At 64.0% G+C, this 23,479-nt stretch carries 20 protein-coding genes and 1 tRNA gene; 16 read left to right on the top strand and 5 right to left on the bottom strand.

Annotated features, from left to right (window positions below; translation table 11 throughout):
• Window positions 1–228: 228 nt before the first annotated feature.
• The 4 genes from C7402_RS14295 to C7402_RS14280 all read right to left on the bottom strand — a co-directional run bounded on the left by C7402_RS14295 (window position 229) and on the right by C7402_RS14280 (window position 2,456).
• Window positions 229–303: transfer RNA gene (locus C7402_RS14295), tRNA-Val, on the bottom strand.
• Window positions 304–351: 48 nt separating this feature from the next.
• Window positions 352–1,098 carry a DNA polymerase III subunit epsilon gene (dnaQ, locus tag C7402_RS14290; RefSeq protein WP_116611102.1) on the bottom strand — a complete coding sequence of 249 codons (747 nt, stop codon included), beginning with the start codon at window positions 1,096–1,098 and terminating at the stop codon, window positions 352–354.
• A gap of 45 nt (window positions 1,099–1,143) precedes the next feature.
• Entirely contained in the window at window positions 1,144–1,593 is a 450-nt protein-coding gene (gene rnhA, locus C7402_RS14285) for a ribonuclease HI (protein WP_116611101.1), read from the bottom strand.
• Window positions 1,590–2,456, bottom strand: a complete 867-nt coding sequence (locus tag C7402_RS14280; protein ID WP_112171227.1) for a class I SAM-dependent methyltransferase — start codon at window positions 2,454–2,456, stop codon at window positions 1,590–1,592. The genes rnhA and C7402_RS14280 overlap by 4 nt, the downstream gene beginning before the upstream one ends.
• Window positions 2,457–2,476: 20 nt before the next feature.
• Here C7402_RS14280 and gloB point away from each other — a divergent pair, with 20 nt between their 5' ends.
• The 6 genes from gloB (at window position 2,477) to C7402_RS14250 (ending at window position 11,499) form a co-directional block, all read left to right on the top strand.
• The gene (gene gloB, locus C7402_RS14275; protein WP_112171226.1) at window positions 2,477–3,325 is read left to right on the top strand and encodes a hydroxyacylglutathione hydrolase; all 849 of its coding nucleotides are present in this window, start codon (window positions 2,477–2,479) and stop codon (window positions 3,323–3,325) included.
• A gap of 154 nt (window positions 3,326–3,479) precedes the next feature.
• Entirely contained in the window at window positions 3,480–5,123 is a 1,644-nt protein-coding gene (locus C7402_RS14270; protein ID WP_116611100.1) for a transglycosylase SLT domain-containing protein, read from the top strand.
• Between the two features lie 599 nt (window positions 5,124–5,722).
• Window positions 5,723–6,859: a glutamine-hydrolyzing carbamoyl-phosphate synthase small subunit gene (gene carA / locus C7402_RS14265; protein WP_112171224.1), complete on the top strand. Its 1,137-nt coding sequence runs from the start codon at window positions 5,723–5,725 to the stop codon at window positions 6,857–6,859.
• 135 nt (window positions 6,860–6,994) lie between these two features.
• The gene (carB, locus tag C7402_RS14260; protein ID WP_112171223.1) at window positions 6,995–10,249 is read left to right on the top strand and encodes a carbamoyl-phosphate synthase large subunit; all 3,255 of its coding nucleotides are present in this window, start codon (window positions 6,995–6,997) and stop codon (window positions 10,247–10,249) included.
• A gap of 220 nt (window positions 10,250–10,469) precedes the next feature.
• Entirely contained in the window at window positions 10,470–10,946 is a 477-nt protein-coding gene (gene greA / locus C7402_RS14255; RefSeq protein WP_112171222.1) for a transcription elongation factor GreA, read from the top strand.
• Window positions 10,947–11,034: 88 nt separating this feature from the next.
• Entirely contained in the window at window positions 11,035–11,499 is a 465-nt protein-coding gene (locus tag C7402_RS14250) for a DUF4149 domain-containing protein (RefSeq protein WP_244314859.1), read from the top strand.
• 51 nt (window positions 11,500–11,550) lie between these two features.
• On the opposite strand, the gene C7402_RS14245 is transcribed toward C7402_RS14250, so the two are convergent.
• Window positions 11,551–12,096 (bottom strand): YhbY family RNA-binding protein, encoded by a 546-nt coding sequence (locus C7402_RS14245; protein ID WP_112171220.1) that lies wholly within the window; start codon window positions 12,094–12,096, stop codon window positions 11,551–11,553.
• 270 nt (window positions 12,097–12,366) lie between these two features.
• Between C7402_RS14245 and C7402_RS14240 the strand changes: the two genes are divergently transcribed.
• From C7402_RS14240 to phoB, 10 genes are all read left to right on the top strand, one after another.
• Complete coding sequence (locus C7402_RS14240; protein WP_112171219.1) at window positions 12,367–13,029, top strand: RlmE family RNA methyltransferase; 663 nt, start codon at window positions 12,367–12,369, stop codon at window positions 13,027–13,029.
• 201 nt (window positions 13,030–13,230) lie between these two features.
• On the top strand, window positions 13,231–15,120 hold the full coding sequence (ftsH, locus tag C7402_RS14235) for an ATP-dependent zinc metalloprotease FtsH (RefSeq protein WP_112171218.1): 1,890 nt from the start codon (window positions 13,231–13,233) through the stop codon (window positions 15,118–15,120).
• Between the two features lie 220 nt (window positions 15,121–15,340).
• Complete coding sequence (gene folP, locus C7402_RS14230) at window positions 15,341–16,168, top strand: dihydropteroate synthase (protein ID WP_112171463.1); 828 nt, start codon at window positions 15,341–15,343, stop codon at window positions 16,166–16,168.
• Window positions 16,169–16,231: 63 nt separating this feature from the next.
• Window positions 16,232–17,584 carry a phosphoglucosamine mutase gene (glmM, locus tag C7402_RS14225; RefSeq protein WP_112171217.1) on the top strand — a complete coding sequence of 451 codons (1,353 nt, stop codon included), beginning with the start codon at window positions 16,232–16,234 and terminating at the stop codon, window positions 17,582–17,584.
• A 416-nt stretch (window positions 17,585–18,000) separates the two neighbouring features.
• Window positions 18,001–19,032, top strand: a complete 1,032-nt coding sequence (pstS, locus tag C7402_RS14220; RefSeq protein WP_112171216.1) for a phosphate ABC transporter substrate-binding protein PstS — start codon at window positions 18,001–18,003, stop codon at window positions 19,030–19,032.
• Window positions 19,033–19,229: 197 nt separating this feature from the next.
• A complete protein-coding gene (pstC, locus tag C7402_RS14215; protein ID WP_112171215.1) occupies window positions 19,230–20,216 on the top strand; it encodes a phosphate ABC transporter permease PstC in 987 nt (328 codons plus the stop codon).
• Window positions 20,213–21,109 carry a phosphate ABC transporter permease PstA gene (pstA, locus tag C7402_RS14210; protein WP_112171214.1) on the top strand — a complete coding sequence of 299 codons (897 nt, stop codon included), beginning with the start codon at window positions 20,213–20,215 and terminating at the stop codon, window positions 21,107–21,109. Before pstC ends, pstA begins: the two co-directional genes overlap by 4 nt.
• 14 nt (window positions 21,110–21,123) lie before the next feature.
• Window positions 21,124–21,984 carry a phosphate ABC transporter ATP-binding protein PstB gene (gene pstB / locus C7402_RS14205; protein WP_112171213.1) on the top strand — a complete coding sequence of 287 codons (861 nt, stop codon included), beginning with the start codon at window positions 21,124–21,126 and terminating at the stop codon, window positions 21,982–21,984.
• Between the two features lie 19 nt (window positions 21,985–22,003).
• Entirely contained in the window at window positions 22,004–22,708 is a 705-nt protein-coding gene (phoU, locus tag C7402_RS14200) for a phosphate signaling complex protein PhoU (RefSeq protein ID WP_112171212.1), read from the top strand.
• A gap of 37 nt (window positions 22,709–22,745) precedes the next feature.
• On the top strand, window positions 22,746–23,447 hold the full coding sequence (gene phoB, locus C7402_RS14195; RefSeq protein ID WP_112171211.1) for a phosphate regulon transcriptional regulator PhoB: 702 nt from the start codon (window positions 22,746–22,748) through the stop codon (window positions 23,445–23,447).
• Window positions 23,448–23,479 lie beyond the last annotated feature (32 nt).

The raw sequence follows: 23,479 nt of genomic DNA, 5'->3' as shown, positions 1-23,479 counted from the left end.
ATCGCGCTTTCGGTATTGCCTGTGTCTGGCGTTACCTTAGGAGCCTGGCCACGCGGGGCAACCACCCCGGGCGGGTAGGCCAGGGATTTCCTCAGTGGGAAGGAGGCAGGAGAGAGAGGTGCGGCTTGTTGCGCGCTGCGAGGCAGAGCCACAAAGCAAAAAGCCTCGTTGCTTGCGCAACGAGGCTTTTTATTCTTCGGTGTTTGTCGTTACCAACACCAGGAATTCTGGTGGGTAGTACTGGGATCGAACCAGTGACCCCTGCCGTGTGAAGGCAGTGCTCTACCGCTGAGCTAACCACCCGAAGAGATTCAAATTATGCCGGGCATTTTCGATCTTGTAAAGCCTTTTTTAAGCATTTTGCGCATCGGCCGTTTTTTCTTCGGCAGGGGCGGGTTGGGTGCGCCAGACCGACGTGCCCTTGACCGCCTTGTCGAGGTCGTCGAGCAGCGCATTGTGTGCGCTCAACTCATCGTCGCTGGCCGCGATTACCGGCAACTCGATCGACTCGAGCCGCACGCGCGGCGCGGCGGCTTCGCCCGGCGCGGCGTGCTCGCCCAGCATGTCGATGACGAGGCTCTCCTGGCCGCGCGTCATCGCGAGATAGACCTCGGCGAGCAGTTCCGAGTCGAGCAATGCGCCATGCAGCGTGCGGTGCGCGTTGCTGATGCCGAAGCGGTCGCACAGCGCGTCGAGGGAGTTGCGCTTGCCGGGGAAGATCTGCTTGGCCTGCACGAGCGTGTCGATCACCTCGCCGCAATGTTCCTTGAACGACGGCTTGCCGAGCAGCGCGAGTTCGGCATCGAGAAAGCCGATGTCGAAGGGCGCGTTATGGATGATGATGTCCGCGCCCGTCACGAAGTCGAGGATCTGGTCCGCGACTTCGGCGAACTTCGGCTTGTCGGAGAGGAACTCCGTGGTCAGGCCGTGCACCGCGAGCGCCCCCGGATCGCTGTCGCGTTCCGGGTTCATGTAGAAGTGCAGGTTGTTGCCGGTGAGCCGGCGGTTCACCAGCTCGACGCAGCCGATTTCGATGATGCGGTCGCCCGTGCGGGCGTTCAGGCCGGTGGTTTCGGTATCGAGAATGATCTGGCGCATGTCGTGTAAGGCTCAATAGGGTGACGCGAGGTGCTACGGGGCGGCTCAGCGTTCGGCGAGCGTGGCGACGCCGCGGTTCGCGAGCGCGTCGGCGCGCTCGTTCTCCGGGTGGCCGGCGTGGCCCTTCACCCAGCGCCACTCGATCTCGTGCTGGGCGACGAGCGCATCGAGGCGCTTCCACAGGTCGTCGTTCTTGACCGGCGTTTTGGCGGCCGTCATCCAGTTCTTCTTCTTCCAGCCGTGAATCCACTCGCTGATGCCTTTTTGCACGTACTGCGAGTCGGTGTGCACGATCACCTTGCACGGGCGCTTGAGCGCTTCGAGCGCCGCGATCACGCCCATCAGTTCCATGCGGTTGTTGGTCGTGCCTTGCTCGCCGCCGAACAGTTCCTTTTCCTGCCCGCCAAAGCGCAGCAGCGCGCCCCAGCCGCCGGGGCCGGGGTTGCCCTTGCAGGCGCCGTCCGTGAAGATTTCGACGAAGTCGGGTGTGCTCATGTGTCCTTGTTGCGTGTTGGGGAAGGGGTGGTGGCGGCCGCCTTCAAGCTCGCCGCCAGCACCGGCTTTTTGACCTTCAGCGGTCCGACGAGGCGCATGCCGCGCACGCGCTTGATCGCCGTGACCATATAGATAGCGCCGAAAATCGGCCACCAGCGGTCGCCCGCGGCTTCCATGAAACCGTAGCGGCCAAGCCACTGCTCGGTCGCGAGCGGCGGACGATAGCAGCCGAAGCGCCCGCGTTCAAGCTCGAAGCCGAGCAGCTTGATCCAGTCTTTCAGGCGCGTGAAGGCGATCAGGTCCTGCCGCGCGGGCAGGAACGGATGGCCGGTCAGCTTGCCCACCGACTGGCGAGCGCCCCACAGCGAAAGCGAGTTGAAGCCGACGATCAGCAGTTGCCCTTCAGGCATCAGCACGCGTTCGGCCTCGCGCAGCAGGCGGTGCGGGTCGCTCGTGAATTCGAGCGTATGCGGCATCACGATGAGGTCGACGCTCTGCGCCTCGAACGGCAGATCGAGATAGTCGCACCACACGGTGCTGCGGCCCAGGGGGGCGTGGGGCGCCTGCGGCCCGACGGCGGCAGGCAAGCCGACGCCTTCCGGCGCGCCCGGCACGCCCATTGGCACTGCGCCCGGCACGGTATATGGCGCGCTCGCGGCGCTGGCGGCGTCGAGCACGAGGCCGCGGCACGACATGCGGTTCTCGCGCAGGGCGTCGAGTTGGGGCAGGCCGAGCTGCAACGCATGGTAGCCGAATACGTTCGACACCACGCGGTCGAGCTGCTTCTGTTCCCAACCGAGCACATACCTGCCGGCAGGCGATGCGGTCCAGGCGGGCCAGTCTATAATCAATCGGTCAGACATGTCGAAAAATACGTCGCCCCATGAAGAGTCCGCTTGAGTACGCGCGTTCGTGCGAGACGAGCGCTGCTTGCGCTGTATACGAGTACGTACCGGTTCCGGCCTTTGAAGACAATTACATCTGGGTCGTGTCGGACGGCCTCAATGCCGTCGCCGTCGATCCGGGCGACGCCGCGCCGGTTCGCGCGTACCTCGCGCAACGCGGCTGGCGGCTCGTCGCTATTTTACTCACCCATCACCACAACGACCATGTCGGCGGTGTGGCGGACCTGCTCGCGCACGCGCGCGTGCCCGTCTACGGTCCCGCCGGCGAGGCGCTCGGCCCGCTCGATCCGTTCGTCACGCGCGTGAAGGGCGGCGACACGGTGCACCTGGATGCCCCCGCGCTCGACTTCACGGTGATCGACGTGCCGGGCCACACGCGCGGCCACATCGCGTACTTCCAGGCCGCCGACACCACCGGCACGCCGCATCTCTTTTGCGGCGACACGCTGTTCGCCTGCGGCTGCGGCCGCCTCTTCGAGGGTACGCCCACGCAGATGCTCGCGTCGCTCGATGCGCTCGCGGCGTTGCCGGGCGAGACCCACGTGCATTGCGCGCACGAATACACGTTGTCGAACATCCGCTTCGCGCTTGCCTGCGATCCCAAAAACGCCGCACTGCGCGACTGGAGTCGCGAGGCGGCGTCATTGCGCGAGCGCGGCGTGCCGACCCTGCCCACGACGATTGCGCACGAGCGCGCCGTCAATCCGTTCCTGCGCGCGGGTGATGCGGCTGTCCAGGCCGCGCTCACCGAGGCGCTGCACGAACCGGTGCCGGATCGGCTCGGGGCTTTCACGATGATGCGCGAATGGAAGAATCGGTTCCGCTGACCCACCCGGGTCAGGGGGCATGCTCAACCCAATCGTCCGGAATCACACCCAAGCTGTGGATTTCATGGATTTTTTTCAAACAATTCCGATTGACGGAAACGGACTCGTTCCGTACTATCGGCTGCAAATTCCAGCCATGCGGATGTAGATTTTCATGCGATTCATACTCAGTGCGCTGCTGGTCCTCATGCTCGCCGCCTGTGCGGGCGGGGGACAGTCTGCGAGTTCACTAGCCCCAGCCAACGCCCAAACCAACGCCGACCTCATTCGCAGGACCTCCGCAGCGAAAGAAACGATTAACGTCGATCAAGGTTCCGTCAATCAGTTGACGAGCGCCGATGCCGACCTTTGGGGGCGCATCCGTCGCGGCTTCCAGATGCCCGACCTCCAGAGCGATCTGGTCGACATGAACGCCAACTGGTATGCGCAGCGGCCCGACTACGTCGCGCGCATGACCGAGCGTTCGCAAAAGTACCTCTACCACATCGTCGAGGAACTCGAGGCGCGGCACATGCCCACCGAGCTCGCGCTGCTGCCCTTCATCGAATCGGCGTACAACCCGCAGGCGCTCTCGGTCGCGAAGGCGGCCGGCATGTGGCAGTTCGTGCCGGGCACCGGCCGCACCTACAACCTCAAGCAGAACATGTGGCAGGACGAGCGCCGCGACGTGCTGGCCTCGACCAGCGCCGCGCTCGACTATCTCTCGCGCTTGCACGACATGTTCGGCGACTGGTATCTCGCGCTCGCCGCCTACAACTGGGGTGAGGGCAACGTGCAGCGCGCCATTGCGCGCAACGAGGCGGCAGGCCTGCCGACGGACTATCAAAGCCTGCGTATGCCGAGCGAAACACGTAATTACGTGCCGAAGCTGCAAGCGGTCAAGAACATCGTGATGAACCCGCAGCAGTACGGGCTCACGCTGCCGTCCATTCCGAACCACCCGTATTTCGTCACGGTCACGACCTCGCACGACATCGACGTGGACGTCGCCGCCAAGCTCGCGAACATGTCGACCGACGAGTTCCGCTCGCTCAACCCGTCGTTCAAGAAGCCGGTCATCCTGGGTGCGACCGACCCGCAGATTCTCCTGCCGTTCGACAACGCGAGCGCCTTTGAGCGCAACCTCAAGTCGTACTCGGGCCAGCTTTCCTCGTGGACGGTCTACACGACCGACGCGCGCACCACGCCGGCCGCGATCGCGCAGAAGATCGGCGTGGACGCCGACACGCTGATGTCGGTGAACAAGATTCCGGCAGGCATGCGCCTGAAGGCGGGCTCGACACTCGTGGTGCCGCGCACCGACGACGCCGACGACGAGGACATCAGCGCCGACGTGGCCGAAAGCGCCGTGCTGGCCATGGAGCCGGACGTGCCCGACACGCGCAAGATGCTGATCCGCGTGCGCCGCAAGCAGTCGATGGAAACGGTGGCAAGCCGCTATGGCGTGTCGGTTGGGCAGTTGAAGGCCTGGAACAAGACGCGCCGCGATCTCGTCGCGCCGGGTCAGGTGCTTGTGCTGCACGTGCCGGTCAACAAGGCCATGCCGAGCGAACCGGGGCCTGAGCGTCTGGCAACGAACGTTTCGGGCGGCGGTGTGCAGCGAATTGGCACCCGCGTTGCAGACACGGGGCCAAAGTCGCGATACGATAAGAAGCACGGTCGCGCGCACACCGAGGTCGTCAAGGTTTCCGAACCGGTTAAGGCCAAAACGGTCAGCGCTGCGCCCAGCAAGGCGTCCAAGGGTGCGGCAAGCCGCGCGAAGGCCGAAACCCAAACGCAGAAGCACAAGACAAAATAGCGGCTGGCGAAGGGTGCTCAAACGTGCGTTGCGGGGGCAGCGCATGGTATTTCGCTCCGATCACTTTTCCGTTTTGTTCATTTTGTTGCGCTTGACGCCGTCACCCCGCCAGGTGGCGGCGTTTTCATTGGTGGGTCGCATCGAAAAAGGGCAGGAATGCGGTTGCGCTGCGCGAGGCAGCGCTTGCCGCCGTGCGGCCGCCCGCTATAGTGGAAAGTGCCGTGCACCGGGGTGCGAGGGCGCTCGCCGTCGCCGGCGTCATCCTGAAATTTGAAGGAAAGGTGACTTTCGCGCTATAATTTCTAGGTTTGAGCTTATCAACCCGCACCCTAGCGCCTACCTCCTCCCATCCGTTCATCCGCCGCCCGCGCTTCACCGTCGACTGGCCGGCTGCCGCCCGATCGAGCGTCACAAACGCACGTTCAGGCCCGGCGCCAGGGACAGCCAAAAAACGCACGGAGAAGCAGCGAAACGAGCGAGCCGCGCGCGCGTTCCCGCCCCATCAGGCTGGAATGCCGACGCCGCAGCCGCTCCCAGGTCGCAAGATCGCAACGTCGGATAACAGGTCGGCACAGGGTGCTCCCCCCAAGGAGTCTCCCGTGTTGCCGTCATTCTCTCCCGCTCTGCTCGCGCTCGCCGACGGCACGGTCTTTCGTGGTTACTCGATCGGCGCGCCGGGTCATACGATCGGTGAAGTCGTGTTCAACACGGCCATCACCGGTTATCAGGAAATCCTGACCGACCCGAGCTACGCTCGCCAGATCGTCACCCTCACGTATCCGCATATCGGCAACGTCGGCGTCAATGCCGAAGACGTCGAAGCCACGAAAGTCCATGCCGCCGGTCTGATCATTCGCGACCTGCCCACGCTCGCCTCGAACTTCCGCATGGAGCGTACGCTCGGCGACTATCTGAAGGACGAAGGCGTGGTCGCCATCGCCGGCATCGACACGCGCAAGCTCACGCGTATCCTGCGCGACAAGGGCGCGCAGAACGGCGCGATCCTCGCCGGTTCCGACGACGAAGCCCGTGCCATCGAACTTGCGCGCTCGTTCCCGGGCCTCGCGGGCATGGACCTCGCCAAGGTCGTTTCGACCGACAAGCCGTACCAGTGGAACACCACGGAATGGCGTCTGGGCGAAGGCTACCGCACGCAGTCGGCGCCGAAGTACAAGGTCGTCGCGTTCGACTACGGCGTGAAGCAGAACATCCTGCGCATGCTGGCCGAGCGCGGCTGCGACGTGACGGTGCTGCCGGCGCAGTCCACGGCTGAAGACGCGCTCGCGCTCAACCCGGACGGCGTGTTCCTCTCGAACGGCCCCGGCGACCCGGAGCCGTGCGACTACGCGATCAAGGCCACGCAAGCCTTTATCGAGCGCGGCATCCCGACCTTCGGCATCTGCCTCGGCCACCAGATCATGGGCCTCGCCGTGGGCGCCAAAACCATGAAGATGAAGACGGGCCACCATGGCGCGAACCATCCGGTGAAGGATCTCGGCAACGGCCGCGTGGTCATCACGTCGCAGAACCACGGTTTCGCGGTGGACGCCGACACGCTGCCCGCGAACGCGCGTGTAACGCACGTGTCGCTGTTCGACGGCACGCTGCAAGGGTTCGAGCTGACCGACAAGCCCGCGTTCTGCTTCCAGGGCCACCCGGAAGCGTCGCCGGGTCCGCACGACATCGGTTACCTGTTCGATCGCTTCACGGCGCTGATGGACAAGGCAAAGGCCTAAGCGCAGCGAGCCGGCAGGAATGAGCAGAGCAGGGTGCGCAGCGAGCCGAAGCCGAACACGGCCCACGCGCGCACCCTGGCGGCAAGCAGGTTGCCGCCAGACGTAAAAGACACAGGAATATTTAGCGAGAGCGTTATGCCCAAGCGGACAGACATCAAGAGCATTCTTATCATCGGCGCGGGTCCGATCATCATCGGCCAGGCCTGCGAGTTCGACTACTCGGGCGCACAGGCTTGCAAGGCGCTGCGTGAAGAAGGCTACAAGGTCATCCTCGTCAACAGCAATCCGGCGACGATCATGACCGACCCGAACACGGCCGACGTGACCTACATCGAGCCGATCACGTGGGAAGTGGTGGAGCGCATCATCGAGAAGGAGCGCCCGGACGCGATCCTGCCGACGATGGGCGGCCAGACCGCGCTGAACTGCGCGCTCGACCTGCACCACCACGGCGTGCTGACGAAGTACAACGTCGAGCTGATCGGCGCATCGCCGGAAGCGATCGACAAGGCCGAAGACCGCCAGAAGTTCAAGGACGCGATGACCAAGATTGGTCTCGGTTCGGCGAAGTCGGGCGTCGCGCACTCGATGGAAGAAGCGCTCAAGGTGCAAGTCGAGATCGCCGAAGCCACCGGCACGGGCGGCTACCCGGTCGTGATCCGTCCGTCGTTCACGCTGGGCGGCTCGGGCGGCGGCATCGCGTACAACCGCGAAGAATTCGAAGAGATCTGCAAGCGCGGTCTCGATCTGTCGCCTACGCGCGAACTGCTGATCGAAGAGTCGCTGCTCGGCTGGAAGGAATACGAGATGGAAGTGGTCCGCGACAAGGCGGATAACTGCATCATCGTGTGCTCGATCGAAAACCTGGACCCGATGGGCATCCACACGGGCGACTCGATCACGGTCGCGCCGGCGCAAACGCTCACCGACAAGGAATACCAGATCCTGCGCGACGCCTCGCTGGCGGTGCTGCGCGAAATCGGCGTGGACACGGGCGGTTCGAACGTGCAGTTCTCGATCGACCCGCGCACGGGCCGCATGATCGTGATCGAAATGAACCCGCGCGTGTCGCGCTCGTCGGCGCTGGCGTCGAAGGCCACGGGCTTCCCGATCGCCAAGGTCGCGGCCAAGCTGGCCGTCGGTTACACGCTGGACGAACTGAAGAACGAAATCACGGGCGGTCAGACGCCGGCTTCGTTCGAGCCGACCATCGACTACGTCGTCACGAAGATCCCGCGTTTCGCGTTCGAGAAGTTCCGCGAAGCCGACCCGCGCCTCACCACGCAGATGAAGTCGGTCGGCGAAGTGATGGCCATCGGCCGCACGTTCCAGGAGTCGTTCCAGAAGGCGCTGCGCGGTCTGGAAGTCGGCGTGGACGGTCTGGACGAAAAGACCACGAGCCGCGACGAGATCATCCGCGAGATCGGCGAAGCCGGTCCGGACCGTATCTGGTACGTGGGCGACGCGTTCCGCGTGGGCATGACGCGCGAAGAGATCTTCGAGGAAACCGCAATCGACCCGTGGTTCCTCGCGCAAATCGAAGAGATCATCAAGAAGGAAGAGGCGGCCCGCGGCCGCACGCTCGAAAGCCTCTCGAAGGACGAGCTGCGCTTCCTGAAGCAAAGCGGCTTCTCGGATCGCCGTCTCGCCAGGCTGCTCGGCGCGAATGCCGCCGACGTGCGCCGCCGCCGTATCGAGCTGAACGTGCGCCCGGTCTACAAGCGCGTGGACACCTGCGCGGCCGAGTTCGCCACGAAGACCGCCTACATGTACTCGACCTATGAGGACGAGTGCGAGGCCAACCCGACGAACAACAAGAAGATCATGGTGCTGGGCGGCGGCCCGAACCGGATCGGCCAGGGTATCGAGTTCGACTACTGCTGCGTGCACGCCGCGCTCGCGATGCGCGAAGACGGCTACGAAACGATCATGGTCAACTGCAACCCGGAAACGGTTTCGACCGACTACGACACGTCCGACCGTCTGTACTTCGAGTCGCTCACGCTCGAAGACGTGCTCGAAATCGTCGACCTCGAAAAGCCGGTTGGCGTGATCGTGCAGTACGGCGGCCAGACGCCGCTGAAGCTCGCGCTCGACCTCGAGGCGAATGGCGTGCCCATCGTCGGCACGTCGCCCGACATGATCGACGCCGCTGAAGACCGCGAGCGTTTCCAGAAGCTGCTGCAAGACCTCGGTCTGCGCCAGCCGCCTAACCGCACTGCACGCGCAGAAGACGAAGCGCTCAAGCTCGCCGACGAAATCGGTTACCCGCTCGTCGTGCGTCCGTCGTACGTGCTGGGCGGCCGCGCCATGGAAATCGTCCACGAGCCGCGCGACCTCGAACGCTACATGCGCGAGGCCGTGAAGGTGTCGAACGATTCGCCGGTGCTGCTCGACCGCTTCCTGAACGACGCGATCGAATGCGACGTCGACTGCATCTCCGACGGCACGGACGTGTTCATCGGCGGCGTGATGGAGCACATCGAGCAGGCTGGCGTGCACTCGGGCGACTCGGCGTGCTCGCTGCCGCCGTACTCGCTCTCGCAGGAAACGGTTGCCGAACTCAAGCGCCAGACCGGCGCGATGGCCAAGGCCCTGAACGTGGTCGGCCTGATGAACGTGCAGTTCGCGATCCAGCAGGTGCCGCAGGATGACGGTTCGAAGAAGGACATCATCTACGTGCTGGAAGTGAACCCGCGCGCGTCGCGCACCGTGCCGTACGTTTCGAAGGCGACCAGCCTGCCGCTCGCGAAGATCGCGGCGCGCGCGATGGTCGGCCAGAAGCTGGCGCAGCAGGGCGTGACGAAGGAAGTCGTGCCACCGTACTTCAGCGTGAAGGAAGCGGTGTTCCCGTTCGTGAAGTTCCCGGCCGTCGACCCGGTGCTTGGACCCGAAATGCGTTCCACGGGCGAAGTGATGGGCGTGGGCAAGACCTTCGGTGAAGCGCTCTTCAAGTCGCAGCTGGCCGCGGGTTCGCGCTTGCCGGAATCGGGCACGGTCTTCATCACCGTGATGGATGCGGACAAGCCGAAGGCCGTCGAAGTCGCGCGCATGCTGCACGAACTCGGCTACGGCCTCGTCGCGACGCGCGGCACGGCTGCCGCCATCGAGGCGGCCGGCGTGCCGGTGAAGGTCGTGAACAAGGTGAAGGACGGCCGTCCGCACATCGTCGACATGATCAAGAATGGCGAGATTTCGCTCGTGTTCACGACCGTCGACGAAACGCGTGCCGCGATCGCCGATTCGCGCTCGATTCGCATGAGCGCGCAGGCCAACAAGGTCACGTACTACACGACGATGTCGGGTGCGCGTGCCGCCGTCGAGGGTCTGCGCTATCTGAAGAACCTGGAAGTCTATGATTTACAAGGCCTCCACGCTCGCCTAAACTAAGGCTTCAATTGTCTGTCTAACGTCCAACGAGGCAGGCTAATAAAGCTGAATGTGCCGCGGTTAAGCGGCGTCCCAACAGGGTTTTCAGGCTGCGCCAGACCGCGCAGCCGCCCTCGTGGGATGCACTTAACCGCGGAATTTTTTTTATGGCCGCAACGCGGCGCGCATCGCGCGCGTGGCGCGGCCTTCTTGAGGCCCTGATGGCCCGTACGAGTTGTTTATGAGCACGATTCCCCTGACCAGGCGCGGCGCAGATCAATTGCGCGGAGAGTTGCAGCACCTGAAATCCGTCGAGCGTCCGGCGGTCATCAATTCGATCGCGGAAGCGCGCGCGCAAGGCGATCTGTCGGAAAACGCGGAATACGACGCCGCGAAGGAAAAGCAGGGCTTCATCGAAGGCCGCATCGCCGAGATCGAGTCGAAGCTGGCGGCCGCGCAGATCATCGATCCGGCCACGCTCGAAGCGGACGGCCGGATCGTGTTCGGCTCGACCATCGATCTCGAAGACCTCGAGTCGGGCAAGACGGTGACCTACCAGATCGTCGGCGACGACGAAGCCGATCTCGAGCACGGGCTCATTTCGGTCAGCTCGCCCATCGCGCGCGCGCTGATCGGCAAGTCCGAAGGCGATGTCGCCGAAGTGCAAGCGCCCAGCGGCGTGCGCGAGTACGAGGTCATCGAGGTTCGCTACGTCTGAGGGGCGCGCTGCCGTGAGTACGACAGGTTACGCAAGTTCCGCGACCCCGGTTTCGCTCGTTCCGCACCGGCTCTTCGGGTGGCTGGCCATGCTGTGGGTCGGCAGCCAGTTGACCATCGGCTATATGGTCGCGCCGGTGCTGTTCGCGTCGCTCGACAGGGTGGTGGCGGGCGGAATCGCCGCCCAGCTGTTTCGTCTCGAAGGCATTGTCGGCGTGGTGTGCGGCGTGCTGCTGCTCGGGCTTTCCAACCTGCTCACGCGGCGTGGCGCGGCAGGCTATCGCCGCCTGCGCTGGGTGCTGGCGATCATGCTGCTGTGCGTGCTGATCGGCTATTTCGCGCTGCAACCGTTCATGAATGCGCTGCGCGTGCAGGCCATGAGCGCGGGCATGGATGTCGCCAGTTCGCCGTATGCAAGCCGCTTTGGATTGCTGCACGGCGTGTCCAGCCTTTTCTATCTGGTGCAGAGCCTGCTTGGCGCATGGCTCGTCTGGCTGTTGCCTTCGGCGCGTGCCGCCGGTCTGGTGCAGCGTGCGGAGTCCGCGCCACGCTGACAGCGCGCCGGCCAAAAAAAAGCGCGGCTCGGTGGTGGCCGCGCTTCCTTGTTACTTGGCGTTCTGGTGCGTGCGCTTGGAGCTGGTCTGACGCTTCTTCGCGCGCTTGATGTTGCCGCCTTGCGTGACGCGCTCGTTGCCCTTGACGGTGACCTTCTGCGATTTGGGCTTGCGCATGGGATTGTCGCTCGCCTTGACGACCTTCACGACGCGCGGCGACGCACCGCGCTTGCCGGCTTCACGGGCGCTCGGCACGTCGGCAGCGGGGCGCGACACGGTGCCGCGTGCGCCGGCTCGGGCGGTGGAGGTTTTCGCCTTGGCTTCTTCGGGCTTCCAGAGCACGAGCAACTTGCCAATGTGCTGGATGGGCGCGGCGTTCAGGCGGTCGCAGATCTCTTCGTAGATCGCGATGCGCTCTTCGCGCTCGTCGCCAAACACGCGCACCTTGATGAGCTGGTGAGCGTCAAGGTGAACCTTGATTTCCTTGAGGACGGCGTCGGTCAATCCCTCGGCGCCGATGAGCACGACCGGTTTGAGCGCGTGAGCCTGGGAGCGCAGCTCGGAGCGCTGTTCGGCGGAAAGAGAGAGGGCGGGCATGGGAAGTGGCAGACTCGACTAAAATGACGGCGCCGCGCGGGTCGACAGGCATGAACCAGGCCTGGGCAGACGTGAACGCGGTCCGCAGGTAGCGGGCCGCCAGCGGGCAAAGCGCGTCGGAACAACGGAAAACCGTGGAGAACGGCAGGGCGCGGGCACTTACGCCGCCGGAGAAACACACATCCGGTCTGGCGAGCCGCGACGGCCGCACGAATTAAACGCGTATTATCCGCTAAAAGCGCGGAATCACGCAGCAAGAGTTCATCTTTAATGGCAAAAAATCGCTTCAACCACTCGTGGCTGCACGACCACATCAACGACCCTTACGTGAAAATGGCGCAGCGGGAGGGTTACCGCGCCCGCGCCGCGTACAAGCTCAAGGAAATCGACGAGCAGGACAAGCTGATCCGTCCCGGGATGGTGATCGTGGACCTCGGCGCCGCGCCCGGCAGCTGGAGCCAGTACGCGCGCAACAAGCTCGCGCAGAGCACGAAACGCGACGACCAGCGCCAGGGCGGCATCGACGGCACGATCATCGCGCTCGATATCCTGCCGATGGAGCCGATCTCCGACGTGCAGTTCCTGCAAGGCGACTTCCGCGAGGACGACGTGCTCGCGCAACTGGAAGAATTGGTGGGCGGCCGCCCGGTCGATCTTGTAATTTCAGATATGGCGCCCAATCTCTCGGGGGTCGCGTTGGCTGACGCGGCGCGCATCGAGCACGTGTGCGATCTCGCGCTCGAGTTCTCGGAGAATCATCTGAAACCCGATGGGGCCCTTTTAGTCAAATGCTTCCACGGCAGTGGTTACAGCCAGATCGTCGAGAAGTTCAAGCAACAGTTCAAGGTCGTGGCCGCGCGAAAACCGAAAGCTTCGCGCGACAAATCGGCTGAAACGTTTATATTGGGTAAACATCTGAAGCGTTCCCGCTAATTGGGGCATGATTAATGCTCCAAGGTGCGGGCTGACGGTCAAGCAGATGCAAAAGGGCGCAAAACGCGGTCCGGACAAGGCGCTGAGGCTATTCCTGCGGTAGCGAAACGTTATGGCAGGGGTCCTTGTACTGGATTAGAATGCTTTGATGGTGCAGCAAGGCAAATGTAGGCGCCCGTCTATGAGTGAAGGAGTGGTGCTTTGAACAACAACATGTTTTCGAAGGCAGCGGTGTGGCTGGTTATCGCACTGGTGCTGTTTACCGTGTTCAAGCAGTTCGACAAGCCCCGTGTCCAGGAAGGCGTTTCCTATTCGCAGTTCATGGACGACGCGAAGAACGGCAAGGTCAAGACTGTCGTGGTGCAGGGGCGCAACCTCACGGTCACTCCGGCTGATGGCCAGAAATACCAGATCGTCTCCCCGGGCGACATCTGGATGGTCGGCGACCTGATGAAATACGGCGTGCAGGTGAGCGGCAAGGCTGACGAAGAGCCGAACGCGCTGGTTTCCGCGCTGTACTACCTCGGGCCAACCATCCTGATCATCGTGTTCTGGTTCTACATGATGAGGCAGATGCAGGGGGGCGGCAAAGGCGGGGCGTTCTCGTTTGGCAAATCGCGCGCGCGCCTGATCGACGAGAACAACAACGCCGTCAACTTCTCCGACGTCGCGGGCTGCGACGAAGCCAAGGAAGAAGTGTCGGAACTCGTCGACTTCCTGCGCGATCCGCAAAAATTCCAGAAGCTGGGCGGGCGCATCCCGCGCGGCGTGCTGCTGGTCGGCCCTCCGGGTACCGGTAAGACGCTGCTGGCGCGTGCCATTGCCGGCGAAGCGAAGGTGCCGTTCTTCAGCATTTCGGGTTCGGACTTCGTGGAAATGTTCGTCGGCGTGGGCGCGGCCCGCGTGCGCGACATGTTCGAACAGGCGAAGAAGCATGCGCCGTGTATCGTGTTCATCGACGAAATCGACGCGGTCGGCCGTCATCGTGGCGCCGGCATGGGCGGCGGTAACGACGAACGCGAACAAACGTTGAACCAGATGCTGGTCGAGATGGACGGCTTCGAGGCGAACTCGGGAGTCATCGTGATCGCGGCAACCAACCGTTCCGACGTGCTCGACAAGGCGCTGCTGCGTCCGGGCCGTTTCGACCGCCAGGTCTACGTGGGCCTGCCGGACATTCGCGGCCGCGAGCAGATCATGAAGGTGCACCTGCGCAAGGTGCCGATCGCCAACGACGTGGATGCAGCGGTCATCGCGCGCGGCACGCCGGGCTTCTCGGGCGCCGACCTCGCGAACCTCGTGAACGAAGCCGCGCTGTTCGCGGCGCGCCGCGGCAAGCGTATCGTCGAGATGCAGGACTTCGAAGACGCGAAGGACAAGATCTTCATGGGGCCGGAGCGCAAGTCGGCGGTCATCCGTGAAGAGGCGAAGCGCGCCACGGCTTACCACGAGTCCGGCCACGCCGTGATCGCGAAGCTGTTGCCGAAGGCCGATCCGGTGCACAAGGTCACGATCATTCCGCGCGGTCGCGCGCTGGGCGTCACGTGGCAGTTGCCCGAGCACGACAACGAAACGTATTCGAAGGACTATCTGCTGGATCGTCTGGCCATTCTGTTCGGTGGCCGCGTGGCGGAAGAGTTGTTCATGAACCTGATCAGCACGGGTGCCTCGGACGACTTCAACAAGGCGACGCAAACCGCCCGCGCCATGGTCACGCGCTTTGGCATGACCGACGCGCTCGGACCGATGGTCTACGCCGACGACGACAACGACGGCGGCGCATTCGGCAAGGGCTTCACGCGCGTGATTTCGGAAGCGACGCAGCAGAAGGTCGACGCGGAAATCCGCCGCGTGCTCGACGAGCAGTACAACCTCGCCAAGCGCCTGCTCGATGAGAACCGCGACAAGGTCGAAGCCATGACCGCCGCGCTCATGGAGTGGGAAACGATCGACGCCGATCAGATCAACGACATCATGGCCGGCCGTCCGCCGCGCTCGCCGAAGAGCACGCCGTCCGCGGGCGACGCGCCTTCATCGGGCGGGAGCACGGGCACTGAGGTCAAGCCCGGTAGCGCCACCGCACCGGCGTGATCCGAATCGAGTAAAGTTGCGGGCCGGTGTGAAGTTCACATCGGCCCGTTTTGCATTTCTGGCGCGCGGCTGGCCGCCGGATGGCCGGTCTGCCGCAGCGCCGCATCTCGTTACACATCTGACGTTTCTTGACGTGCCCAATATCACTTCACAGGGTAATCTCCCACCTGAACCGCTTGCGTGCGGCCGTTTCACGCTGACGTTCGAGCGTCCGCTCGTCATGGGCATCCTCAACGCCACACCCGATTCGTTTTCCGACGGCGGCAGCTACCTCGCGTTCGGCGACGCGCTGCGCCGCGCCGAGCAGATGATGCTCGACGGCGTGGACATCATCGACATCGGCGGCGAATCGACACGGCCGGGCGCGCCGCCCGTGCCGCTCGACGAAGAACTCGAACGCGTGATTCCGCTCATCGAGAAGCTCAAGGGCGCGAACGTGCCGCTTTCGATCGACACGTACAAGCCCGAAGTCATGCGCGCGGCGCTCGCCGCGGGCGCGGATCTGATCAACGACATCTGGGGCTTCCGGATGCCTGGCGCGATCGAGGCCGTGCGCGGCAGCGATTGCGGTCTGTGTGTGATGCACATGCTCGGCGAGCCGCAAACGATGCAGGTGGGCGAACCCGACTACGTGGACGTTGTGCGCGAGGTGCGCGAGTTTCTCGCGCAGCGCTGCGCGGAACTCGAAGCGGCGGGTGTGGCGAAGCGTCGCATCAGCGTGGATCCGGGCTTCGGCTTCGGCAAGTCGGTGGTCGAGCACAATTACGCGCTGCTCGCGCATCTGCCTGAAACCGCGCCGGCCGTGGCGCCCGGTGTCGCGCCGTATCCGATCCTTGCCGGCATGTCGCGCAAGTCGATGCTCGGCGCACTGGTGAACCGGCCCGCGCCCGAGCGCGTCGCCGCGAGTGTGGCGGCGGCGGTGTGCGCGGCGCAGCGGGGCGCGGCGATCATCCGCGTGCACGATGTCGCGCCTACCGTGGACGCACTGAAGGTCTGGGGCGCGATGCGCGACGCCATGACCGGCGGTGCGACGGCGCCGCGCGCTTGAGCCACGCAGCGCGGGCCAGGCCAAAGACAGGACAAAGGCAGCACCAAACCGAGGGATAGAGAGATGGGACGTCGTTATTTCGGAACTGATGGGGTGCGCGGCAAGGTCGGCGAGGCGCCGATTACGCCCGATTTCGTGTTGCGGCTGGGCTATGCCGCGGGCAAGGTGCTCGCGGGCTCGGCAGCGGCCTCCGGCCCCCGGCCGTCGGTGCTGATCGGCAAGGACACGCGTATTTCTGGCTACATGCTCGAGGCCTCGCTGGAAGCGGGACTGTCGGCGGCAGGCATCGATGTGATGCTGGCCGGGCCGATGACGACGCCCGGCATCGCCTACCTCACGCGCGCGCTGCGGCTCGCCGCGGGCGTCGTGATCAGCGCGTCGCACAACCCGTACTACGACAACGGCATCAAGTTCTTCTCCGCCGACGGCAACAAGCTGCCCGACGAGGTGGAGACGCAGATCGAGGAGCAACTTGAGCAGCCGCTCGCGTGCGCGCCGTCCGAGCAGCTTGGGCGCGCGCGCCGCCTGCACGACGCGGGCGGGCGCTACATCGAGTTCTGCAAGAGCACGTTTCCGCAGGCGTTCAACCTGCGCGGCCTGAAGCTCGTGATCGACTGCGCCAACGGCGCGGGCTACGACATCGCGCCGCACGTGTTCCACGAACTGGGCGCCGACGTCATTCCGATCGGCGTGTCGCCCAACGGCTTCAACATCAACGACGGCGTGGGCGCTACCGCGCCGGACGCACTCGTGCGCGCGGTGCGCGCGAATCACGCCGATCTCGGCATCGCGCTCGACGGCGACGCCGACCGCCTCCAGGTCGTGGACGCACATGGCCGCCTCTACAACGGCGACGAGTTGCTCTACGTGCTCGTGAAGGACCGCATCGCGACCGACGGCAAGGTGGAAGGCGCGGTCGGCACGCTCATGACGAACCTCGCGGTCGAGCAGGCACTGGAAGGCCTGGGCGTGCAGTTCGTGCGCGCGAACGTGGGCGACCGCTACGTGCTGGAGCAATTGCGCGAGCGCGGCTGGCAGCTCGGGGCTGAAGGCTCGGGCCACATTCTCTCGCTCGATCGTCACACGACCGGCGACGGCATCGTCTCGGCGCTGCTCGTGCTCGCGGCGATGAAGCGCAGCGGCCAGACGCTCGGCGCACTGCTCGACGGCGTGCAGCTATTCCCGCAGAAGCTCATCAACGTGCGCATCGCGCAGGGCGCCGACTGGAAGGGCAACGCCGCGATCCAGCAGTCGATCGCATCCGCCGAAGCGGAGCTCAAGGGGCGTGGCCGCGTGCTGATCCGCGCCTCGGGCACCGAACCGGTCCTGCGCGTGATGGTCGAGGCCCGCGAAGAGCGCGACGCCGTTCACTACGCCGAAGCGATCGCCGGGGTGGTCAAGCGCTCGATCGCATGACGACCCGCGTGATGACCCGCCGGGTCACCACGCTCGAATCAAACCGATGCGCACGACGCCGCGACCCGGCGTCGTGCGCATCTTTTTTTGCGTTTTTTTCGTCATCGCGACGGAACCAGGCAAACGTTTAAAACATCACGTAGCGGTTTCCAAACCGCTATCGAGGGTTTCCTCGAATCTTTCCGCGTCGGACCCCTCAGAGGCCGCCAAAACCGCGCCAGATGGCCTTTGCGCCTGCGCAGGGCCTTGCAGGCGAGGCCGCCGCCGCGCGCCGCATCCCTCCCGATGCGCATATCCACGTGCCTTTCAGGCAGTAATCGCAGTGTCACGTTGGCTTCATGAATCGTCACGGTACTGTCACAAAGAGCCCCTAAGCTTCGCGGTGTCGTTCATCCGCTCACACACCTGGAGGTCTCATGAAATTGATGCAAACCGCGCTCGCTGGCGTTGCTGGCGCGCTCTTCGCGATCGCAGCCCACGCTGCTGACATCACTGGCGCGGGCAGCACCTTCGCAGCACCGATCTACACGAAATGGGCAGACGCCTATCAGAAGTCGGGTGGCGGCAAGGTCAACTACCAGGGCATCGGCTCGTCGGGCGGCATCAAGCAGATTCAAGCCAAGACCGTCGACTTCGCAGGTTCGGACGCTCCGCTGAAGGACGACGATCTGGCCAAGGAAGGCCTGTTCCAGTTCCCGACCGTGGTCGGCGGCGTTGTGCCGGCGATCAACGTGCCGGGCGTCAAGGCCGGCGAAATCACGCTGTCGGGCCCGGTGCTCGGCGACATCTACCTCGGCAAGATCAAGAAGTGGAATGATCCGGCCATCGTCGCACTGAACCCGAAGGTCAAGCTGCCTGACCTCGACATCGCCGTGGTTCGCCGCGCCGACGGTTCGGGCACCAGCTTCATCTGGACGAACTACCTCTCGAAGGTCAACCCCGAGTGGAAGACCAAGGTCGGCGAAGGCACGACCGTGGCATGGCCGACGGGCACGGGCGGCAAGGGCAACGACGGCGTCGCAGCCTTCGTGCAGCGTCTGCCGGGCGCAATCGGCTACGTCGAGTGGGCCTACGCCAAGCAAAATCACATGGTCTACACTGCCATGAAGAACGAGTCGGGCGCGGTTGTTCAGCCGGATACCGAAACGTTCAAGGCAGCGGCCGCCGGCGCGGACTGGAAGAAGTCGTTCTACCAGATCCTCACGAACGAGCCGGGCAAGGACGCATGGCCGGTCGTCGGCGCGACCTTCGTGCTGCTGCACACGGCACAGGACAAGCCGGACCAGGGCAAGGAAACGCTCAAGTTCTTCGACTGGGCCTTCAAGAATGGCACGCCGGCTGCTGACAGCCTCGACTACATCTCGCTGCCGCAATCGGTCGTGAGCGAAATCAAGGCGCAGTGGAAGGAGAAGGTCAAGGACGCGAGCGGCAAGCCGATCGCCGAATAAGCCAGCGCTCAGGCAACGGTGAACAGGGCCGCCGCGTGACGCGCGCGGCCCTCTCGCTTGTAGCTCGCCTGAAACTGTGCTGCTCAGATGTGCCGCCCGCTCTACGGCTTAACGGCCGGAAAGCGGGCGATCTGTAGTCCCACTGCTGCCTTAACGTCGTGAGCCCCGTGCTCGCGGCAACTGGAACCCAGGTCACCATGTCCGACGTCCCGCTCGTGTCGAACCCGCCCGGCAATGCCGCGCAGCAAAAAGCGCCCAGCCCGGCAGGGGACATCATTTTTGGCGGCCTCGCGCGCCTCGCCGCCATCATCACGTTGCTGCTGCTCGGCGGCATCATCGTGTCGCTGCTCGTCGCCTCGTTGCCGACGATCCAGAAGTTCGGTTTCGCATTCCTCTGGACTGCTGACTGGGATCCTCCCAGCGAGCAGTTCGGCGCACTCGTGCCCATTTACGGCACGATCGCCACGTCGCTCATCGCGCTCATCATCGCCGTGCCTGTGAGCTTCGGCATCGCACTCTTTCTCACCGAGCTGTCGCCCGCGTGGTTGCGCCGGCCGCTCGGCATCGCCATCGAACTGCTCGCCGCGATCCCGTCGATCGTCTACGGCATGTGGGGTCTGCTCGTGTTCGCGCCGATCTTCGCGCAGTGGTTCGAAAAGCCGCTCGGCTCGCTGCTCGGCGGCATGCCGATCATCGGCGCGCTGTTCCAGGGCGCGCCCATCGGCATCGGCATGCTGTGCGCCGGCGTGATTCTCGCCATCATGATCATTCCGTACATCGCCTCGGTCATGCGCGACGTGTTCGAAGTCACGCCCGTGCTGCTCAAGGAGTCGGCCTACGGCATCGGCTGCACCACGTGGGAAGTGATGTGGAAGATCGTGCTGCCGTTCACCAAGACTGGCGTGATCGGCGGCGTGATGCTCGGCCTTGGCCGCGCGCTCGGTGAAACGATGGCCGTCACGTTCGTGATCGGCAATACGAACCTGCTCGACAACGTGTCGCTCTTTTCGCCCGGCAACAGCATCACCTCGGCGCTCGCCAACGAGTTCGCCGAAGCGAGCCCCGGCCTGCATACGGCCGCGCTGATGGAACTGGGCCTGATCCTCTTCGTGATCACGTTCATCGTGCTGTCGATCTCGAAGCTCATGTTGCTGCGCCTTGAAAAAGCGGAGGGTGCGCGATGAGCGAGCCGATGATGAAAATTCCGGGGGCGATTTACGGCCCCGAACTGGATCGCATGCGCGACAAGCTGCAACGCCGTCGCCGTTTGACCAACGCGATCGCGCTCACGCTTTCGCTCGCGGCGATGGGGTTCGGCCTGCTGTGGCTCGTGTGGATTCTCTACACGACGATTTCGCTCGGCATCGGCGGCCTGACGATCGATCTGTTCACGCAGTCCACGCCGCCGCCGAACACCGATGGCGGCGGGCTGGCCAACGCCATTGTCGGCAGCTTGCTGCTCGTTGTGATCGCAACCTTCGTCGGCACGCCGATTGGTGTTCTCGCGGGCATCTATCTCGCTGAGTATGGCCAGAAGGGGTGGCTCGCGAGCGTCACGCGCTTCATCAACGACATTCTGCTGTCGGCACCGTCGATCGTCGTGGGTCTGTTCGTCTACGCGCTCGTCGTGGCGAAGATGGGCCACTTCAGCGGCTGGGCCGGCGCGATCGCGCTGGCGCTGTTGCAGATTCCGATCGTGATCCGCACGACCGAGAACATGCTCAAGCTCGTGCCGAACAATCTGCGTGAAGCAGCCTTCGCGCTCGGCACGCCGAAGTGGAAGATGGTGCTGTCGATCACGCTGAAGGCGTCGATCGCGGGCATCGTGACGGGCGTGCTGCTCGCCATCGCCCGTATTGCCGGCGAAACCGCGCCACTGCTCTTCACCGCGCTGTCCAACCAGTTCTTCAGCGCGAACATGAATCAACCGATCGCGAACCTGCCGGTCACGATCTTCAAGTTTGCGATGAGCCCGTTTGCGCAATGGCAGTCGCTTGCGTGGGCCGGTGTTTTCCTGATCACGCTGGGTGTGCTGGGTTTGAATATCCTTGCACGCACGGTCTTTTCGAATAAGTAAGGGCGGAGTTCCCGATGAACATGGCAGAGAGTCACCTCAACACCGCTGCGCACGGCAATGCGCCCTCCGCTGGGTTTCAGCCTGCGGACCCCGCCCAGAACGCGCGCCCGCAGGCGCTCGGCAAGCCGAAGATCGAAGTGAATGATCTGAACTTCTTCTACGGCAAGTATCACGCGCTGAAGAACATCAACTTGCAGATTCCTGATGGCAAGGTGACCGCGTTCATCGGCCCGTCGGGCTGCGGCAAGTCCACGCTGCTGCGCACCTTCAACAAGATGTATGCGCTTTACCCGGAGCAGCGCGCCGAGGGCGAGATCCTCATGGACGGCGAGAACCTGCTCACCACGAAGCGCGACATTTCGCTGCTGCGTGCGCGCATCGGCATGGTGTTCCAGAAGCCGACCCCGTTCCCGATGTCGATTTACGACAACATCGCGTTCGGCGTGAAGATGTTCGAAACGCTCTCGCGTCCGGAAATGGACGACCGCGTGGAATGGGCGCTCACCAAGGCGGCGCTCTGGAACGAAGTGAAGGACAAGCTCGGCCAGAGCGGCTACGGCCTCTCGGGCGGCCAGCAGCAGCGTCTGTGTATCGCGCGCGGCATCGCGATCCGTCCCGAAGTGCTGCTGCTCGACGAGCCGTGCTCGGCGCTCGACCCCATTTCGACGGGCCGCATCGAAGAGCTGATCGCGGAACTCAAGAGCGACTACACGGTGGTGATCGTCACCCATAACATGCAACAGGCCGCGCGCTGCTCGGACTACACTGCGTACATGTATCTCGGCGAACTGATCGAGTTCGGCGACACCGAGAAGATCTTCATCAAGCCGGTCCGCAAGGAAACGGAAGACTACATCACCGGCCGTTTCGGCTGACCGCAGCAGGGAGGAAAACATGTCCGACAAACACCTGTCCAGCCAGTTCGACGCCGATTTGAACCTCATTTCGTCGAAGGTGCTCGAAATGGGCGGCCTCGTCGAATCGCAGATCATCACGGCGATGCAGGCATTGAACGAGTTCGACGGCGAAGCCGCCGAGCGCGTGATCGTCGCCGAAGACCGCCTCAACACGATGGAAGTCGAGATCGACGAGGAGTGCAGCAACATCATCGCGCGCCGCCAGCCGGCCGCGCGCGACCTGCGCCTCGTGCTCGCCATTTCGAAGACCATCACGAACCTCGAGCGCGCCGGCGACGAAGCCGAAAAGATCGCCAAGCGCACCAAGCGCCTGATGGAAGACGGCGCCTCGCGCACCGTCAACATCGCCGAGATCAAGGTTTCGGGCGAGATGGCCGTGTCGATCCTGCGCCGCGCGCTCGACGCGTTCGCGCGCCTCGACACCGTGGCCGCCGCGCAGATCGTGCGCGACGACAAGGCGATCGACGAGGAATTCCGCGCCTTCGTGCGCAAGCTCGTGAGCTACATGATGGAAGATCCGCGCACGATCTCCGTGGGCCTCGACTATCTGTTCATCGCCAAGGCGATCGAGCGGATCGGCGACCACGCGAAGAACATCGCGGAGTTCATCATCTACATCGTGAAGGGTACGGACGTGCGCCACAAGTCGCGCGACGCGCTCGAACGCGAAGCACTCAGCTAATAAATAACTCAACAGGTAACAAGGTCAAGAGGTGCCGATGCCTAGCAGCATTCTCGTCATCGAAGACGAGCCCGCCATTTCCGAGCTGATTTCGGTGAACTTGCAGCACGCAGGTCATTGCCCGATCCGCGCCTACAACGCGGAGCAGGCGCAAAACCTGATCAGCGACGTGCTGCCCGATCTCATCCTGCTCGACTGGATGTTGCCGGGCAAGTCGGGCGTCACGTTCGCGCGCGACCTGCGCAACAACGAGCGCACGAAGCATATTCCGATCATCATGCTGACCGCGCGTGGCGACGAGCAGGACAAGGTGCTTGGCCTCGAAATTGGCGCCGACGACTACGTGACGAAGCCGTTCTCGCCCAAGGAACTGATGGCGCGCATCAAGGCGGTCCTGCGCCGCCGCGCGCCGCAGCTCACCGAAGACGTCGTGGCGATCAACGGCCTGAAGCTCGATCCGGCCACGCACCGCGTGGCGGCCGCCGCCGAAGGCTCGGAGATCAAGCTCGACCTCGGCCCGACCGAGTTTCGCCTGCTGCACTTTTTCATGACGCACCCCGAACGCGTGCACAGCCGCACGCAGTTGCTCGACCAGGTGTGGGGCGATCACGTGTTCGTGGAAGAGCGCACCGTGGACGTGCATATCAAGCGTCTGCGCGCCGCGCTCAAGCCGGCGGGGTGCGATGCTATGATCGAAACGGTGCGCGGCAGCGGCTACCGTCTCGCGAAGAGCGCCTGAGCGCAGGTTTCACGGTAGCGCCGCAGGGTGAT

Origin of the sequence: Paraburkholderia unamae (assembly GCF_003096875.1) — a bacterium.
Lineage (GTDB): Bacteria > Pseudomonadota > Gammaproteobacteria > Burkholderiales > Burkholderiaceae > Paraburkholderia > Paraburkholderia unamae.
This window is presented reverse-complemented; position numbering and strand designations above follow the sequence as displayed.

What these genes read in the sequence shown, in the direction of transcription:
- C7402_RS14250 (WP_244314859.1), top strand. Translation starts at nt 11,035, where the DNA reads ATGCTGTGGGTCGGCAGCCAGTTGACCATCGGCTATATGGTCGCGCCG.
- pstA (WP_112171214.1), top strand. Translation starts at nt 20,213, where the DNA reads ATGAGCGAGCCGATGATGAAAATTCCGGGGGCGATTTACGGCCCCGAA.
- folP (WP_112171463.1), top strand. Translation starts at nt 15,341, where the DNA reads ATGGGCATCCTCAACGCCACACCCGATTCGTTTTCCGACGGCGGCAGC.
- C7402_RS14280 (WP_112171227.1), bottom strand. Translation starts at nt 2,456, where the DNA reads ATGTCTGACCGATTGATTATAGACTGGCCCGCCTGGACCGCATCGCCT.
- dnaQ (WP_116611102.1), bottom strand. Translation starts at nt 1,098, where the DNA reads ATGCGCCAGATCATTCTCGATACCGAAACCACCGGCCTGAACGCCCGC.
- phoU (WP_112171212.1), top strand. Translation starts at nt 22,004, where the DNA reads ATGTCCGACAAACACCTGTCCAGCCAGTTCGACGCCGATTTGAACCTC.
- greA (WP_112171222.1), top strand. Translation starts at nt 10,470, where the DNA reads ATGAGCACGATTCCCCTGACCAGGCGCGGCGCAGATCAATTGCGCGGA.
- C7402_RS14240 (WP_112171219.1), top strand. Translation starts at nt 12,367, where the DNA reads ATGGCAAAAAATCGCTTCAACCACTCGTGGCTGCACGACCACATCAAC.
- gloB (WP_112171226.1), top strand. Translation starts at nt 2,477, where the DNA reads ATGAAGAGTCCGCTTGAGTACGCGCGTTCGTGCGAGACGAGCGCTGCT.
- pstS (WP_112171216.1), top strand. Translation starts at nt 18,001, where the DNA reads ATGAAATTGATGCAAACCGCGCTCGCTGGCGTTGCTGGCGCGCTCTTC.
- pstC (WP_112171215.1), top strand. Translation starts at nt 19,230, where the DNA reads ATGTCCGACGTCCCGCTCGTGTCGAACCCGCCCGGCAATGCCGCGCAG.
- rnhA (WP_116611101.1), bottom strand. Translation starts at nt 1,593, where the DNA reads ATGAGCACACCCGACTTCGTCGAAATCTTCACGGACGGCGCCTGCAAG.
- phoB (WP_112171211.1), top strand. Translation starts at nt 22,746, where the DNA reads ATGCCTAGCAGCATTCTCGTCATCGAAGACGAGCCCGCCATTTCCGAG.
- C7402_RS14270 (WP_116611100.1), top strand. Translation starts at nt 3,480, where the DNA reads ATGCGATTCATACTCAGTGCGCTGCTGGTCCTCATGCTCGCCGCCTGT.
- glmM (WP_112171217.1), top strand. Translation starts at nt 16,232, where the DNA reads ATGGGACGTCGTTATTTCGGAACTGATGGGGTGCGCGGCAAGGTCGGC.
- C7402_RS14245 (WP_112171220.1), bottom strand. Translation starts at nt 12,096, where the DNA reads ATGCCCGCCCTCTCTCTTTCCGCCGAACAGCGCTCCGAGCTGCGCTCC.
- pstB (WP_112171213.1), top strand. Translation starts at nt 21,124, where the DNA reads ATGAACATGGCAGAGAGTCACCTCAACACCGCTGCGCACGGCAATGCG.
- carB (WP_112171223.1), top strand. Translation starts at nt 6,995, where the DNA reads ATGCCCAAGCGGACAGACATCAAGAGCATTCTTATCATCGGCGCGGGT.